This window comes from Mycobacterium sp. NTMscope_MAC_12 (genome assembly GCF_976985675.1).
On sequence record NZ_CDRJYY010000001.1, the window covers coordinates 3,412,245 to 3,427,949 of the forward strand.

10 protein-coding genes and 1 pseudogene are annotated in these 15,705 nt (G+C 64.0%); 7 read left to right on the forward strand and 4 right to left on the reverse strand.

Annotation, left to right across the window (positions count from 1 at the left end):
* Nucleotides 1–113: 113 nt before the first annotated feature.
* Nucleotides 114–1,631 carry a group II intron reverse transcriptase/maturase gene (gene ltrA / locus AC0KS4_RS15410; RefSeq protein WP_306454289.1) on the reverse strand — a complete coding sequence of 506 codons (1,518 nt, stop codon included), beginning with the start codon at nucleotides 1,629–1,631 and terminating at the stop codon, nucleotides 114–116.
* Between the two features lie 561 nt (nucleotides 1,632–2,192).
* The gene (locus AC0KS4_RS15415) at nucleotides 2,193–4,019 is read right to left on the reverse strand and encodes an IS481 family transposase (RefSeq protein WP_014942895.1); all 1,827 of its coding nucleotides are present in this window, start codon (nucleotides 4,017–4,019) and stop codon (nucleotides 2,193–2,195) included.
* A 164-nt stretch (nucleotides 4,020–4,183) separates the two neighbouring features.
* Between AC0KS4_RS15415 and AC0KS4_RS15420 the strand changes: the two are divergent.
* The 6 genes and pseudogenes from AC0KS4_RS15420 to AC0KS4_RS15445 all read left to right on the forward strand — a co-directional run.
* Nucleotides 4,184–4,450 (forward strand): annotated as a pseudogene (locus AC0KS4_RS15420) (IS21 family transposase); the annotation flags it as partial.
* 214 nt (nucleotides 4,451–4,664) lie between these two features.
* On the forward strand, nucleotides 4,665–4,946 hold the full coding sequence (locus tag AC0KS4_RS15425; protein WP_008257367.1) for a DUF1490 family protein: 282 nt from the start codon (nucleotides 4,665–4,667) through the stop codon (nucleotides 4,944–4,946).
* Nucleotides 4,947–4,954: 8 nt separating this feature from the next.
* Nucleotides 4,955–7,198: a manganese-exporting P-type ATPase CtpC gene (gene ctpC / locus AC0KS4_RS15430; RefSeq protein WP_014942896.1), complete on the forward strand. Its 2,244-nt coding sequence runs from the start codon at nucleotides 4,955–4,957 to the stop codon at nucleotides 7,196–7,198.
* Between the two features lie 179 nt (nucleotides 7,199–7,377).
* Nucleotides 7,378–8,670 (forward strand): magnesium transporter MgtE N-terminal domain-containing protein, encoded by a 1,293-nt coding sequence (locus tag AC0KS4_RS15435; RefSeq protein WP_008260758.1) that lies wholly within the window; start codon nucleotides 7,378–7,380, stop codon nucleotides 8,668–8,670.
* A 74-nt stretch (nucleotides 8,671–8,744) separates the two neighbouring features.
* A complete protein-coding gene (locus AC0KS4_RS15440; protein ID WP_008257385.1) occupies nucleotides 8,745–10,343 on the forward strand; it encodes an Nramp family divalent metal transporter in 1,599 nt (532 codons plus the stop codon).
* A gap of 27 nt (nucleotides 10,344–10,370) precedes the next feature.
* Nucleotides 10,371–10,499 carry a hypothetical protein gene (locus AC0KS4_RS15445; RefSeq protein ID WP_255642287.1) on the forward strand — a complete coding sequence of 43 codons (129 nt, stop codon included), beginning with the start codon at nucleotides 10,371–10,373 and terminating at the stop codon, nucleotides 10,497–10,499.
* Between the two features lie 450 nt (nucleotides 10,500–10,949).
* Here the strand turns inward: AC0KS4_RS15445 and qcrB are convergent, their stop codons facing one another.
* Complete coding sequence (gene qcrB / locus AC0KS4_RS15450; RefSeq protein WP_036429510.1) at nucleotides 10,950–12,638, reverse strand: cytochrome bc1 complex cytochrome b subunit; 1,689 nt, start codon at nucleotides 12,636–12,638, stop codon at nucleotides 10,950–10,952.
* A 541-nt stretch (nucleotides 12,639–13,179) separates the two neighbouring features.
* Between qcrB and AC0KS4_RS15455 the strand changes: the two genes are divergently transcribed.
* Complete coding sequence (locus AC0KS4_RS15455) at nucleotides 13,180–13,530, forward strand: hypothetical protein (RefSeq protein ID WP_225325533.1); 351 nt, start codon at nucleotides 13,180–13,182, stop codon at nucleotides 13,528–13,530.
* A gap of 787 nt (nucleotides 13,531–14,317) precedes the next feature.
* Here AC0KS4_RS15455 and AC0KS4_RS15460 read toward each other — a convergent pair.
* Nucleotides 14,318–15,241 carry a cation diffusion facilitator family transporter gene (locus AC0KS4_RS15460; RefSeq protein ID WP_008260765.1) on the reverse strand — a complete coding sequence of 308 codons (924 nt, stop codon included), beginning with the start codon at nucleotides 15,239–15,241 and terminating at the stop codon, nucleotides 14,318–14,320.
* Nucleotides 15,242–15,705: the final 464 nt, after the last annotated feature.

The following is a 15,705-nucleotide window of genomic DNA, read 5'->3' on the forward strand; positions in this document are numbered from 1 at the left end:
GTTGAGTCGGCCTGGGGCGCGGTGCCGGTGTTGCCATCGGTCCGTTTCCCCAGGCCGCTCTCCGAACCCGCCGTGCGTGTTTCCACGCAGCGGGCTCTCCACGGCATCTGCCGTCAGGCGGGGTGTGCCACCGTCCAGGGGTTGGGGATCGTGTTGCCCCGGTAGCGGTACCGCGTGATGGGTACCGAGGCCAGGTTGAACAGTTCGATCCCGTCCGCCGAGGGTCTGGTCCACCGGCCATGCAGACCGGTGTGATGTCGGCGGATGTCTCTTCCATTCCAGCGGTGCAGCTTTCGGAACCATCGAATCACCCTGTGCCACACGAAGTTTTCCAGGGAGCTCATGGTGTGTTTAGCCACTGCATGCCGGAAGTAAGCCGACCAGCCGCGCATGATCTGGTTGAGCCGGATCAGCACGACCCTGGGTGGTTGCTGCGACAACCTGCTCGTCAGGGCACGTACCTTGTCCTTCAACGACCGGACGGGCCGGTCGGCGATGAAGGTGTAGACGTACCACTTGGTCGTTCCACGCTTGCGGCGCCACTGGATGTGGAACCCAAGGAAGTCTAACCCGTCACCCATGTGCACGATCCGGGTCTTGGCCTCGGAAAGCCGCAACCCCAGCGGAATCAGCACCTTGGCGATGTCTTCGCGCAAGGCTTCGACGTCGGCCTGGTTGCCGTGCACGAGGACGACGAAATCATCTGCATAGCGGACGATTCGCCAATTCGGCAGGTCCTTGGCGCGACGTCGGGCGCGTCGGCGAGGAGTGCTCATGATCCCGCCAGGCATCCACGGCCCGTGCACGTGCTCATCGAGCGCGCCCAAGGCGATGTTGGCCAACAGCGGGGACAAGATGCCTCCCTGCGGCGTGCCGGTGAAGCTGGCCTCACGGATGCCGAGTTCGGTCATCACCCCGGCCTTGAGGAACGCCTTCACCAGCGCGAGCACGCGCTTGTCCTTGACCCGTGCGCGCACCCGATCCATCAGGGCCGAGTGCTCGATCGAGTCGAAACACGCTTCGATATCCGCGTCCAGCACCCAGCGATAACCCTTGGTGCCGAAACGTTGAATCTCCGCGACCGCGTCGTGCGCTCGCCGCATCGGCCGAAACCCGTAAGAGACCGGCACGAAGTCGGCCTCGAAAATAGGTTCCAGCACCAGCTTGAGCGCCGCCTGAACCACCCGGTCGGCGACGGTGGGAATACCCAGCCGCCGCACCTTTCCGCTCCCACCGGGCTTGGGGATGATGCGTTCCCGTACCGGTAGCGGGCGGAACGAACCCGATTTCAACTGGGCTCGCAGGTCGATCAGGAAGCCGGCCACACCGACGGTGTCCTCCATCGTCACGACGGTCATGCCGTCCACGCCAGGAGTCTTCGCGCCGGTGTTGCCTGCGACCCGGTCAAACGCCACCAGCAGCGTCGCCGAGTCGCACACGAAGTTGAACAGATCATCGAACCTGCGGCCGGGATCGGCCGCTGCCCAATGGTGAAGCTTGGTCTGCATCCCCGATACCCGCGACCAAGGCCCCAGCGGGGCATCCTGATCGAGAGCGCCGGTATTCACTGGCGCATCTTCCGGCATTGCAGTGTCCTTCCCTTCTCGATAACCGCTGCCGCCCTTCCCCATGTGCCGGGCTTTCCCCGGCTCGAAGTACTACGGCGGCTCCGCCCCGTCCTGGACTGATCGGCTGTCGATGCGCCCAGCCGACGCCCCAAGACTGGATGCCCGGAACACCGGCGAGACCAGAACGGTTCCCGTGTTCACTGTGATTCGCTCGATGAAGGAGGAGCCCGACTCGGTCCCTGCGGCATCACCACGACTACCCCGCAGCACTTCACCGTGGTCTCCGGGTCGGTCGTTGAAGCCGACCCAGGAGTTCCCAACAACACGCTAAACATGTTGGGACGCACCGCTCTCGGCCCACATCCACCAGGTTCGAGCCGATCCAGCCTTGAGAGACGTAAACGCCGGTTCCTCTCGTACTCCTTTCCATCTCGCTCGCCGGACCCGCACCATCTGGCAGTGCTGACACGTTCCGACTTTGTCGGGGCCGCTTGCCACCCTCACCGGCATCACCCGGATCGGGCTGCCCCCAGCTTCACCGCCCTGCTGCGACAGGATCGGCAGAGGAGGTCTCACACCCCCTCTCGAATACACAGCGCCTCACGGCGCACTCAATGTATGGGCTCAGGACATTTTTGACGTTTTGCCGTCAGGAGATGCTTGACGATTTTGGGGGATGGCTCCTGCGCCGCTGACGTGAAACCGGGTGATGGGTTTGAGGTTTCGTCGGGGACGGACGGCGATCTCTTCCTCGCCGTGCAGTATGCGCAAGTGGGTGTCCTCGATGACGACGGTGACGATCTTGCCGCGGTGACGGGGACCGAGCTTGATGTTTTGGCCAGCGACCATGATCCGGCCGCTGTCGTGGACCTTGCGTTGAGCACGCAGCGATCCCGCGGGCATCGGTGGGGGTGGCAGCGGCGTGGCCGGTGGACGTGCGCCGCTCAGACGGCCCAGCTGCCCGGTGTCTATGGGGCAGGGCCAGGTGCCGACGAGGGCGTTGTCGATCACGGCGTGCATCAAGTGTCCGTCGAGGCGCAGCGTGACGCGCCGTCCGGCCCAGGCGAACCCGATTAGGTGGGTGGTGCCGGCGATCGAGACGGTGCCGTCTTTGGTGACGGTGCGTTCGATCTCCACCGCATCACCGGGCCGGATCACCGCGGTGCCGTTGGCGCGGCGTAACGCGGGGCGCTCGGGTTCGGGGCCGGCCGGCCGGGCCCCGCGCATCGCCATGTATCGCAGATCATCGGGAATGAGTCGAGAGCGCACCGTGCGCAGGACCTCGCCGTCGAGGCTGACGTGAATGCTGCGCAGATCGGCCCACACGTGCAGGGTTCGTCCGGCCAGGCTCTTATGCACGGCGACCGACTGGCGCCCGGAGCGGATCGTGACCTCTCCGCTGGGCGGGACCCGCACGTCGAACTCGAGGGCAGTGCCCGCAGCGGGCGGCAGCGGGGGTGGCTCGATCACATCGATCACCAGCGCCGCCGGGGCCGCAACCCCGGGAGCAGTGGACTGCTCGGCGTCGAGGCGAGTCGGGCCGTTGGGTCGAAACAAGCTGGCCGGCACCGCCATATCCAGCGCTTGATGCGGGCGCTGATGGTTATAGGCGGCGATCCAACCGTCGATCGCTTGCTGGGCGGCAACGATCGATTCGAACGGCGCCACGTGATCGAGGAACTCGGTGCGCAGCGTCTTGTGGAATCGTTCGATCTTGCCGGTCGTGGTCGGTGAGCGGGGCTTGGTCAGCCGCTGTTTGATGCCGTTGTCGCGGCAGATCTTCTCAAAGATCACCTCAACCGGCAGCGGCTTGATGAACCGCCCAGTGAACTGACCACCGTTATCGGTCAACACTTCGGCGGGCACCCCGTAGCGGCGCATCGCCGCGGTGAAAGCCTCAGCCACCTCCCGCGCGGACGGAGTGGCCAACACAGTGGCCACCACGACGAACCGGGAATGGTCATCGACGCCGGTCAATAGTTTGCACTCGCGCCCATCGGCCAACGGCACCCCGCCGACGATGTCGAGCTGCCACAGATGCATCGGCGCTTCGCGTTGCCAGCTCTTGTATTTGCGTTTGTGCTGCTGGGCTTGGGGATCGACCAGGCCATTGCGCACCAACACCCGATGCACCGTTGCCCGCGACGGCACTCGCTCCAGACCCTGACGTCCCAGTTCATGGCTGATCCGGCGAGCCCCCCAGCGCGGATGCTGCCGACGCATCTGACAGATCAGGGCCTCGACATCAGCGCACAACATGCTCGGGCTGGAATGCGGCCGACGAGACCGATCAGCCAGCCCATCCATGCCCTCCTGTTTAAACCGCGCCCGCCACGAGTCCAGCGACTGGCGCGTCGTGCCGTAGCGCAACGCGACCTCACCGATCGGCGAGCCACCCAGCACCTCGCACACCGCCCGATACCGGTACTCCACCAACCCCTGCTGATCCACAACCCCGCCCACCCCGACACCAACAAAGCCGGACCGAACAAGATCACGAATAAGGCCGAAACGTCAAGCGTCTCTTGAGAACAGACCGTCAAAGATCTCTTGAAACCAAACACCGACAGGGACTCGCCAAAACTGCCAACTAACCTGAGTCCTGCGGGTAAGACAAAACCGCGCACCTGCTCGTTGTCAATCGTCGAGTTCTGGCCCATTCCGGCAAGTGGCGAGCGGCGTGGTCGCCGTCGCAGGATCAACCGCACCTGCTCGCCGCCCTGGACCAGGTGACCCGTGAACTCGGCGGCGTGACCCGAGTCTGGAGATTCGACCGAATGGCCACCCTCTGCGACCCCGGAAACGGCCGAGTCACGGCCGCATTCGCCCGGGCGGCCAAACACTACGGGGAGCCGTGGCGTTCGGCCCGACGCGCCTTAGTCATCAGACGGCCCCTCCGGCCCGACACGCTGTGGCCGATGGCCGTTTACACCTCATTATTGCAATCCCGGACCTAGGGAACACGATCCGGGTACGTCCCCCCTGATGATGTTCGCCAAAGGTCGATTCATAGTGATATTGCGATGTATCTATGTTACGGTCGAATGAGTAGTAGATGAAATGCGCCCGACAGGGCCGAACACGAGGAGGAAGTTGATGTTTCCGCATGCGCTAGCGGCGAAGGCGGCCGCTACGGTGTTCACGGGATTGGTGGGCGTGAGTGCCTATGAGCTGTTGCGTAAGGCGGCTGGTGGGGCGCCGGTGCGTCGGGCGACGGTCGCGGCCGCGGAGTTGAGTTTGCGAGGGACGCGTCGCGCAGAAGTGGTAGCGGAGTCGGCTCGGCTGAAGGCGGCTGACGTGGTCGCCGAGGCGCGTGAACGCATCGGCGAAGAGGCTTCCCCACCGGCTGCGGCCGCGGTCCACGACCACGACCACTGATCGCTGTTATGACTGTTGTCGAGGACACCGCCGTAGAAGTCCTCTCCGATGCGGCGGGGCGGATGAGATTGCATGTTCCGTGGGTTCGTTCGGATTCCCGTCGTGCGGTGGCCGTCGAAGACAAGGTGGACAAGCAGACCGGGGTGCGCGCGGTGCACGCCTATCCCCACACCGGATCGGTCGTGGTGTGGTATTCACCCAAGCGTTGCGATCGCTCGGCGATCATGGCGGCCATTGCGGCGGCCAAAGACGTTGCAGCTGAGCTGATTCCCGCGCGTACGCCGCGCTCGGCGGACGTCCGCAACACTGAGGTACTGCGCATCGCGATCGGCGGGGCGGCGCTGGTGTTGTTGGGTGTGCGCCGCTACGGTTTCCGCCGCCCGCCGCTGCTGGGCCCCAAGGGTCAGTTGGTGGCCACCGGCGCGACGGTGTTCATGGGCTATCCGTTCTTCCGCGGGGCGCTACGCTCGCTTCGTTCTGGCCGCGCCGGCACCGACACGCTGGTGACGGTGGCCACGGTGGCCAGCATGGTGTTGCGGGAGAACGTGGTCGCACTGACCGTGCTGTGGCTACTCAATATCGGCGAGTACCTGCAGGACCTGACGCTGCGCCGCACCCGGCGGGCCATCGCCGACCTGTTGCGCGGCACCGCGGACACCGCCTGGATCAGGGCCAATGATGGCAGCGAAGTCCAAGTCCCCATCGATACCTTGCAAATCGGCGACGAGGTCGTCATTCACGATCACGTGGCGATCCCGGTGGACGGCGAGGTGCTCGACGGCGAAGCGGTGGTCGACCAGTCGGCGATCACCGGAGAGACGTTGCCGGTCGGCATGGTCGTCGGCTCCCGTGTACACGCCGGATCGGTGGTGGTACGCGGACGCCTGGTGGTGCGCGCGGCCGCGGTGGGCAGCGAAACCACGATCGGGCGCATCATTTCCCGCGTCGAAGAGGCCCAACACGACCGGGCACCGATTCAAACCGTCGGTGAGAACTTCTCGCGCCGATTTGTCCCGATCTCGTTCATCGTGTCCGCGGCAACTCTGCTGCTGACCGGCGACATCCGGCGCGCGATGACCATGCTGTTGATCGCGTGCCCATGCGCGGTGGGATTGTCGACCCCGACCGCGATCAGCGCCGCGATCGGCAACGGGGCGCGCCGCGGCATCCTGATCAAGGGCGGGTCACACCTCGAACAAGCCGGGCGAGTGAACGCCATCGTGTTCGACAAAACCGGGACGCTGACCGTTGGGCGCCCCGTCGTGACGAATGTTGTTGCCTTCCAGAAGGACTGGCAACCCGAAGAGGTCCTGGCCTACGCGGCCAGCTCAGAGATCCACTCACGTCATCCGCTCGCCGAAGCGGTGATCCGCTCGACCACCGAACGCCACATCACGATCCCGCCGCACGAACAGTGCGAAGTGCTGGTCGGCCTGGGCATGCGCACCTGGGCTGATGGCCGCGTTTTGCTGCTGGGTAGCCCCTCGCTGCTGCGTGCCGAAAAAGTCCGCGTGTCCAAGAAGGCAACCGAGTGGGTCAACAAACTGCGCCGCCAGGCCGAGACCCCGCTGCTGCTTGCCGTGGACGGCACGCTGGTCGGGCTGATTAGCCTGCGCGACGAAATCCGCCCCGAGGCCGCCGACGTGCTGAACAAGTTGCGCAGCAAGGGCATTCGGCGCATCGTGATGCTGACTGGTGATCATCCGGATACCGCCGAGGTGGTGGCCGGCGAACTCGGTATCGACGAGTGGCGCGCCGAGGTGCTACCCGAAGACAAGCTTCAGGCGGTGCGCCAACTTCAAGACGAAGGTTACGTCGTCGCGATGATCGGTGACGGCGTCAATGACGCGCCGGCACTGGCGACCGCCGATATCGGGATCGCCATGGGGCTGGCCGGCACCGACGTCGCCGTGGAAACCGCCGATATCGCACTGGCCAACGACAACCTGCAGCGCCTGCTTGACGTACCCGATCTGGGTGCACGAGCCGTCGCGGTGATCCGGCAGAACTACGGCATGTCCATCGCCGTCAACTCCGTCGGTCTGCTCATGGGCGCCGGAGGGGCCCTATCGCCGGTGCTCGCCGCGATCCTGCACAACGCATCCTCGGTCGCGGTGGTCACCAACAGCTCTCGACTCATCCGCTACCGCCTGATGAACGGTCAAACCGCGACCGCGAACGAACACTCAACGGGGGCGCCTGTCGGCACCACCCGTCAGCAAGCCGCGGTGTCGTCCCCGGTCGCCAATTGATTGCCCATGCTGTCGCGCCTCCCCGCAGCGCCATCCTTAAAGGGCGCGTGTCTGGGCTCACGGGCCTCCCGTTCGAGTGGGCCGCTTAACGCCTGAGGCCGAGGAGCGCCCGGTGAGAAAGGGGAGCACAAGTGAGTGGACCAAAGCCGTCGGCTGAGCAGGTCGGGTCGCACCCGGTTATGCATCTCTCAGAGTTGCTGCACGCGCCGGTCCTGGCCCGGTCGGGCGAGGCTGTGGGCCGGGTGCAGGACGTGATCGTGCGGCTGCGCGGCGCCGACGAGTATCCGTTGGTGAGTGGGATCGTCGCTGTGGTGGGGAGGCGGCGGGTGTTCATCGGCAGCCCCTCCATTTCTCAGTACGCCCCAGACCGCGTGGTATTGGCGACACACAAAATCGATCTGCGCGGTTTCGAACGCCGCGACGGCGAGGTGTTGCTGCGCGCTGATGTGCTAGGACACCGGTTGATCGATGTGGCTGCCGTGGAGTTGGTACGCGCCTATGACGTGGAGCTCGAAGATACCGGCGGCGGGTGGGTGCTTGCCCGTCTGGATACCCGCCGCCCGGCGCGGTTCTTCGGACTAGTCAAAAGTCGGGGTGGGCATGCGGCCCGAGATTGGAAGGCATTCGAACCACTGATCGGCCACGCCCGCTCCGGTGCATCGCGACGTCAGTCAGGCCGGCTCGGCGGGTTCAAACCCGCCGACATCGCTGATCTTCTCGAAGACGCTGACAAAGCCGAGGGTGGGGAGATCCTCGACCGGGTCCGCAGCGACCCGGAATTGGAAGCCGACGTGTTCGAAGAACTCGACCCTGACAAGGCCAGCCGATTGCTCAATGACATGGCCGATGACGAGGTCGCCGCACTATTGGGCCGGATGCGCGCCGACGACGCCGCCGACGCGATCGCAGACCTGCGTCAATCGCGGCGCCGGCGCGTCCTGGAGCTGATGCCGGGCCCGCAGCGCACGAAGGTGATCACCCTGATGGGCTTTAACCCCGACAGTGCCGGCGGCCTGATGAACGTCGACTTCGTCTCCTGCGCCGCAAGCACCACTGCCGGCACGGCGCTGGCACTGATCGCGGGCGCCACGACGATACAGCCCGAGGCATTGGTCAAGATGCATGTCCTTGATGAAGACAACCGCCTGGCTGGTGTCGTGTCGGTGATCGACCTGCTGCAAGCCGAACCCGGTCAAACCGTTGAAGCACTGATGGATTGCGACCCAATTCGAATCGGCGCTGAAGCCGATCTGACCGACGTCGCCCTATTGATGGCCGACTTCAACCTCTACTCCATCCCCGTCGTCGACGGCCAGGACCGCGTGCTCGGGGTTGTCACCGTCGACGACGTGCTAGAAGCCACCATCCCCGAGGATTGGCGTCGCCGCGAACCCGCCCCCCGCCCGGTCCGCGAAATCACCCCACCGCATGACGATCGCGACGCGCCTGCACCAGAGAGTGAGGCGCCGTGACCTCCGGCGAGAAGGCCACCGGCCACGCAGCAGCGACTCACCGATCCGAGTCGCCACCACCGAAGCGCACCGCTGTGCTTGACTCGGCTCACCTCGGTAATATCGAGGGCGCCTTCGGGCGCATTAACGTCGCGGAAACCGACCATCCCCGCACTTTCAAGACGCGGCTGCTGACGCTGCTTGCCATTATCGGTCCCGGAATCATTGTGATGGTCGGCGATAACGATGCCGGCGGGGTGGCCACCTACACCCAAGCTGGCCAAAATTATGGCTACTCCCTGCTGTGGGTGCTACTCCTGCTCATCCCGGTGCTCATCGTCAACCAAGAGATGGTGGTCCGGCTCGGCGCGGTTACCGGCGTCGGACACGCCCGCTTGATCAACGAACGCTTCGGCCGCGGCTGGGGCTGGTTCTCCGTCGGCGACCTGTTCCTGCTCAACTTCCTCACGATCGTCACCGAGTTCATCGGCATCACTTTGGCCGCCACCTACATCGGTATCTCCAAATACATTGTCGTTCCGGTCTCAGCGATCGCGCTCATCGCGATCATGGCCAGCGGCAGCTTTCGCCGGTGGGAGCGGGCCATGTTCGTCTTCATCGCCATCACTTTGGTGCAGATCCCAATCCTGTTGATGGCGCACCCACAGTGGGCCCACGCCGCCAAATCATTTGTGGTGCCGAACATCTCCGGCGGCGTGACCTCGGATGCGGTGCTTTTGATCATTGCCATCGTCGGCACCACCGTGGCGCCTTGGCAGCTGTTTTTTCAGCAGTCCAACGTCGTCGACAAGCGCATTACACCTCGATTTATGGGCTACGAGCGCGCCGATACGGTGTTGGGGGCGTTCATCGTGGTGATCGGCGCCACCGCGCTGGTCATGATCGGCGATTGGGCGGCGCGCTCCACTGGCACAGCAGGTGGTTTCACCGACGCCGGCGCCATCTCGCATCTGCTGGGCCAACACAATTCGACGCTCGGCTGGTTGTTCGCGATCGTGCTGATGGACGCCTCGATCGTCGGCGCCGCCGCAGTGACCCTGGCCACCAGCTACGCCTTTGGCGACGTATTCGGCCTGAAACACTCGCTGCACCGGGGGTTCGCCGATGCCAAACCGTTCTACCTTTCCTACAGCGCAATGGTGGCGTTTGCGGCGGCGATCGTGCTGATTCCTGGCGCCCCCCTTGGGTTGATCACCACCGCCGTGCAGGCCCTCGCTGGCTTGCTGTTGCCCAGCGCCAGCGTGTTCCTCCTGCTGCTGTGCAACGACCGGGAAGTATTGGGCCCCTGGGTGAATCGGCCCTGGCTCAACTGGGTTGCCGGGCTGATCGTCGGCGTCCTGCTGTTGCTGTCGGGAATCCTGATGGCGACTACCTTGTTCCCCGGCCTCGACGTGATCGTTGTCGCCGGCTACCTGGCACTGACCTTGGTCATACTCGCCGCAGCCACGGTACCGGCACTTCGTTGGATGGGTCGCCGCCAGCCCTCACCACCGGCGGCATCGAGCCCGGCGCGGCCTATTGACCGCAATAGCTGGCGAATGCCACCACTGACCTTGTTAGAGCCCGTGACGTGGTCGCCAGGGACCCGTCTAGGCATGATTGCGCTGCGCGGCTACCTCGTCGTCGGCGCCGTCCTGCTCATCGTCAAGGCTGTCCAGCTCAGCGGCCGATGAATTTGGGCCAATCCGAAAGGTCACCAAATGAGCACGCCACGCAACGGGCGATTCGCCGCCGAAGCCAAATACCTACCGCACTACAACGACATCCAACAGATCACCGGAACGCCATCCTCGCCACCATTGCGGCCGCTCTGGCAGTGCCGTTCATGATCATCGAATGTCGATGATGTTGCGCGCGCACCAGCCGAAATCATGTCGGTGGTCCGCAACGCTCCCGCGTTAAAAGACCTTTGACACCCTGAGGGAAAACCAGTGGCCCAAACGAATATGTCTCGTGGGAAACGGTCGACGACCAGCATAATACTGCTCTTTGCTGCGGCGCTGCAAGGACAAGGACCGTGTGTGGGGCTACGACATCGTTGTTTGGCTTGCCACGGGTTGAGCGTGCGAGCGGCGCGCCGGCGAGGTCTGGGTGGTGCAACGTGTTCACGGCTGACGAAACGGCGGCGGCCTGCCCGGGTGTGGGGTGGTGCCCTCCTCGGTCAAAGAACGGGTGTTGACGTCGCCGAATGGCATCCCCTACGGGGTGGGATTGCATCCGAACCGCTGCTCCGCGTAACTCTCTGTCGTACTTCTTCGGTTTTTCTACATCGCTACCCCTTATAGCTGATGCCTCTGCGACCTCGGGGGAATCTCGGCTTTCTGGCTGTCGTCTCTGATCGCTCGCCCGTCGCCTGAACTAGTGACTGTCTGGCGTTGCCGCAGCGCAGCGATCGCGTGCCGTTCAGCGGATTGCGCGGCGCGGGCGAGTGCGTCGCTTTCCTCGGCCGGATCTGGCCGCAGGAAACTGCCCGTGCCGGGGGCGCCGCTGGCGCCGAGCTTGTTCATCCGCTTGGGTACTGCCGCGCCCTGATATTCCAATGGAATTGGGTGACCGTCTTCGTCGACGTCTCCTAGCGGTTGATGTATTTCTATGTAGGCGCCGTGCGGAAGGCGATTAATGATGCCGGTCTCGACGCCGTGCTGAAGCACCGCGCGGTCGCTGCGCTGGAGTCCGACGCACCACCGGTAGGTGATGTAGTAAATGATCGGCGGCAGCACCACCATCCCGATGCGACCGATCCAGGTCGTAGCGTTCAGCGAGACTTCAAACTTGTAGGCCAAGATGTCGTTCATTCCGCTGAAGGTCAGCACCAGGTAGAAGGCGATCGCCATCGCCCCTATGGCGGTGCGCACCGGCGCGTCGCGCGGCCGCTGCAGCAGGTTATGGTGGGCGTTGTCGCCGGTGATCTTGTTCTCGATGAGCGGATAACTCGTCAACAGGACGAATACCACTCCCATGAGCAGCGCCACCCAGAACGCCGCGGGCACGGTGTGGCCCCACACGTACAGTTCCCACGCCGGCCAAAGGCGAGCCAGCCCCTCGGTCCACATCAAATAGAAATCGGGTTGGGAACCGGCCGACACCTGCGACGGCTTGTAGGGACCGAGATTCCAGATCGGGTTGATCTGCAACAGCCCACCCATCAGACCCAAGATGGCTACCGTCATCGCGAAAAACGCGCCGGACTTGACCGCGAACACCGGCATGACCCGCACACCCACCACGTTGTTCTCGGTGCGGCCGGGACCGGGAAACTGGGTGTGTTTCTGAAACCACACCAACGCCACATGCACGCCGATGAGTGCCGCGAAGATCGCCGGGAGAATCAGGACATGGATGGCGTACATGCGCGAAACGATGATGTCGCCGGGAAAGTCGCCACCGAATAGCGCCCAGTGCAGCCATGTGCCGATTACCGGGACGCTCATCGTGATCGATGACAACGCGATGCGCAGCCCGGTGCCCGACAGCAGATCATCGGGTAGCGAATAGCCGAAGTAGCCCTCGAACATGGCCAGAATCAGCAGCAGCGCGCCGATCACCCAGTTCGCTTCCCGGGGCCGCCGAAACGCCCCGGTGAAAAAGACTCGGGCCAGATGCACCATGATCCCCGCGGCGAACATCAACGCCGCCCAATGGTGGACCTGCCGGACGAACAACCCGCTGCGCACTTCGAAACTGATACCCAGCGTCGACTGGTAGGCCTTCGACATCGCCACGCCGCGCAGCGGTTGATAGACCCCGTTGTAGGTGACCTCAGTCATCGACGGGTCAAAGAACAGGGTCAGATACACCCCCGTGATCACCAGCACGATGAAGCTGTACAGGGCCACCTCGCCTAGCAGAAACGACCAATGCGTGGGAAACACCTTATTGAGCTGACGCCGTAGCGCCGCCGAGGGGTGATACCGCGAATCAAGCGCGCCGCCCTGATCAACGAGCACGTCATCGAATTTTTGGCTCATCGGCAACGCAGATGCCGCGAAAGTGAGCAGTGGACGCATCGCTTCACGGCGAAAGTGTTTACCATTTCTGGGGCCGTTAAACGCGTAGCGCGATCCCCCAATGGCTGCCCCGGGCGGCGAACCCGCAGCAGTGGGCCGCAGGCACAATAGTCGAGGCTCGTTCGCGGCACACCCCCCATGCTTTGAGGCGCGTGCATACTGCTTACCTACGGCCAAGCACCACGGCAAGCAGGGTCGACTGTTCGGGTCGACTGTTCGCGTCATCAGTATCGCGGCTCCGCGCCACCGCGTCGTGGATATCTGGCCCGCGGATGTCACGCGGTTAAGTGCTCACCTGCAGTAGAATCGCTGTCAGTAGCAGCGCTAAACTCCGTGACGGCTTTCAAATTTCGTGTCATGAGGGGAACCCAGCAATTGCCCACGCGCAGTAGCCCGTTCTTCACTTTGCGACTGCGGCTGGGCGCCAGCGATACCACCTGGCTCGCGCCCATCGACCCGGAAGCGTTCCGGGCGTGAATGGTAACTGTTACGATCGGGCACCGTGGCCCGCTACGAATCTCCGAATAACGGTGGCGATGACCAGATTAGCTATACAAATCTCGGCCAGAGTCGAAACCAGCCGCGTCTCACCCCTTGGTATCGCAGGCGCGTGGTGTTGTTAGGAGCGGTCCTCGCGATCCTCATCGCCCTGATCACCTGGGGCATCGTCGCTCTGTTCACAGGCGGCCAGGGCGGCAGCCCCTCCATAACGACAACTACGGCAACTACCGCGCCGACCACCAGCACGTCGGGCGGCTTTCGGCTGCCGTCGCTGCCGTCGGAAATCACCCTCCCATCACTGCCGTCGAAAATCACGCTGCCATCGGAGATCACGCTGCCGTCGCTGCCTTAGCCTGAATCCACCGGGGGCTGGTGTTAGCTGACGCCGACTGGTCTGATCATGATTTCGACGGACGGCGTGCTGTATCCGCTGGTCTGCCCGGCTTCCTTGTTGCTCCGCTCCGGCCTTCTCGGCGATCGTCAGGCGGTCAGCCGTGGTGGGCGCTGTCCGATCATGTTGCACCACAACGTCAGCCATGCGTCAGCCCAGGGCCAATGGCTGAGCAGATGCAGAAGAGGTCGGCGTTGAGGTCGGGTCAGGCGGGCCGAAACGTCGACGACCTTGTGGCGCAGTGTGGCGTCCCGCGCGACGGAGTTGCGGTTGATCCCAGCTTGCGGCAACGCGCGGCAGGTTGTGGGCGAAGGCAGCGGGATCGGATCCTGTTGGCGCCGAACGCTCCAAGGGCGTCCGCGCCAGTGGTCCGTTGATCAGGTCGGCGAACACACGCGCAACTTCGGGCGTAAGATCAGCCGCCGACCTCCAATCATTGGACCTCCTGGGACGCGTTGTGTAGGAACGTGCCCATAGGCTTACGGGTCCAAATGCCCGGGTGCCCGACTCGCACTGCTGTGTGGTACCAGCATGTTCCATGCACCCGGCTGGAACCGTGCCGAACGCGTTGTTGAGCCGACGAGAAGCGAGCACACTGCCGTTCTCTGGTGGTCGTTCAGACTGCGCGGTGTAAACGTTTCGCGTCGCGCGAGCCTGGTTCACGACAGATGCAAGGTGTCGTCAGCGGCTTCCGGCGGCCCACGTTGGTGTCGAGGCTTCGCTTCGGACACCCGTTTGCTCGCTGCGGTCAGAAGCCGGCGGGTTGTTCGACGTGGCCGGCAGGCTCGACCTCGATTGTGGAATGGGTTACCCCGTAGCGTTCGGCAAGGAGTTGGCGGCTTGAGTCCAGCACAGCGTGCCAGTTGGCGCCATCGGTTATCACCACGTGTGCGGTTGCGGCCTCCATGCCGCTGGTGACCGTCCAGATGTGCAGGTCGTGGACCTCACGGACACCCGGAATTGCGGTCAGGTCACGGGCGGCGCCGTTGACGTCGACTCCGGGGGGTGCGACCTCCATGATGATGCGCAGCGCTTGACGCATGAGTTGCCAGGTGCGCGGAAGGATGAACAGGCCGATAGCCGCGGCGACAATGGCGTCGATATAGCGGAATCCGGTGATTGCTATCACGATGGCTCCGACGATGACGCCGATCGAACCGAGCATGTCGGAGAGCACCTCCAGGTAGGCCCCCTTGACATTCAGGCTCTCCTTGGCGCCTGCGGTGAGCAGCCGAAAGGAAATGATGTTGACCGCCAGCCCGACCGTGGCCACGATCAACATCGGCACACCCAGTACCTCTGGCGGCGCGAGGAAGCGCCGCACCGCCTCATAGAGGACGTAAAAGGCGACGCCAAATAGCAACAGCCCATTGATTACTGCGGCCAGCACCTCCAACCGGTATGTGCCATAGGTGCGCTGGTCTGCGGCCGGCCGCTTTGCCATATAGATCGCGGACAAGGCGAGCCCGAGTCCGAGCACATCGGTACCCATATGGGCAGCGTCACTGATCAGCGCCAGGGACCCGGTGACGATACCGCCGATGACCTCCACGATGGCATAGGTGGCGGTCAACGCGAATGCGATCATCAACGGTTTCTGATGGCGTTCACCGGCGCTGCCGATGCGCAGCCCGTGCCCGTCACCATCGGGCCGGCTGGGAGTGGGCTCCATAGTGTTATCGCGCTTGCTGGATGAGCTCATCTGGATGTCTCCCGCGTTTAGCTAAATGACCACTACATATTTCACGCTAGCGAGCTGAGGGTCGTCGCCGTCGCCATCTCGGCAAAGTTCACCCGCCATACTGCCAGCAGCGGGCGCAGAAAGCAGGTGGGGCCAAGGCGGGGTGAGTGCCAGCCCGGTGCGCTTCGCGCCACACGGCAAGCGAATCCAGGAAATAGCCGACCGGACAGCCGCTTGATACCAGTAAAGAAAATTCTCACACCGCAGGTCAGAGGCGGTCCGGCCCGGTTGGTACGAGCGGGGTGGCGTCGCCCTGAGCTAGGATCAGCTTCCCGGGATCATGCTGGCAGTGGGGCGGGGCTGCGGAGTCGCCGGCCGTTCAGTAATGCCAGGGCGCACGCGGAGGTCGTTGCTGATGGGCGCTGCTGTGGTGGCGGACGGAGGGCGAAGCGTAG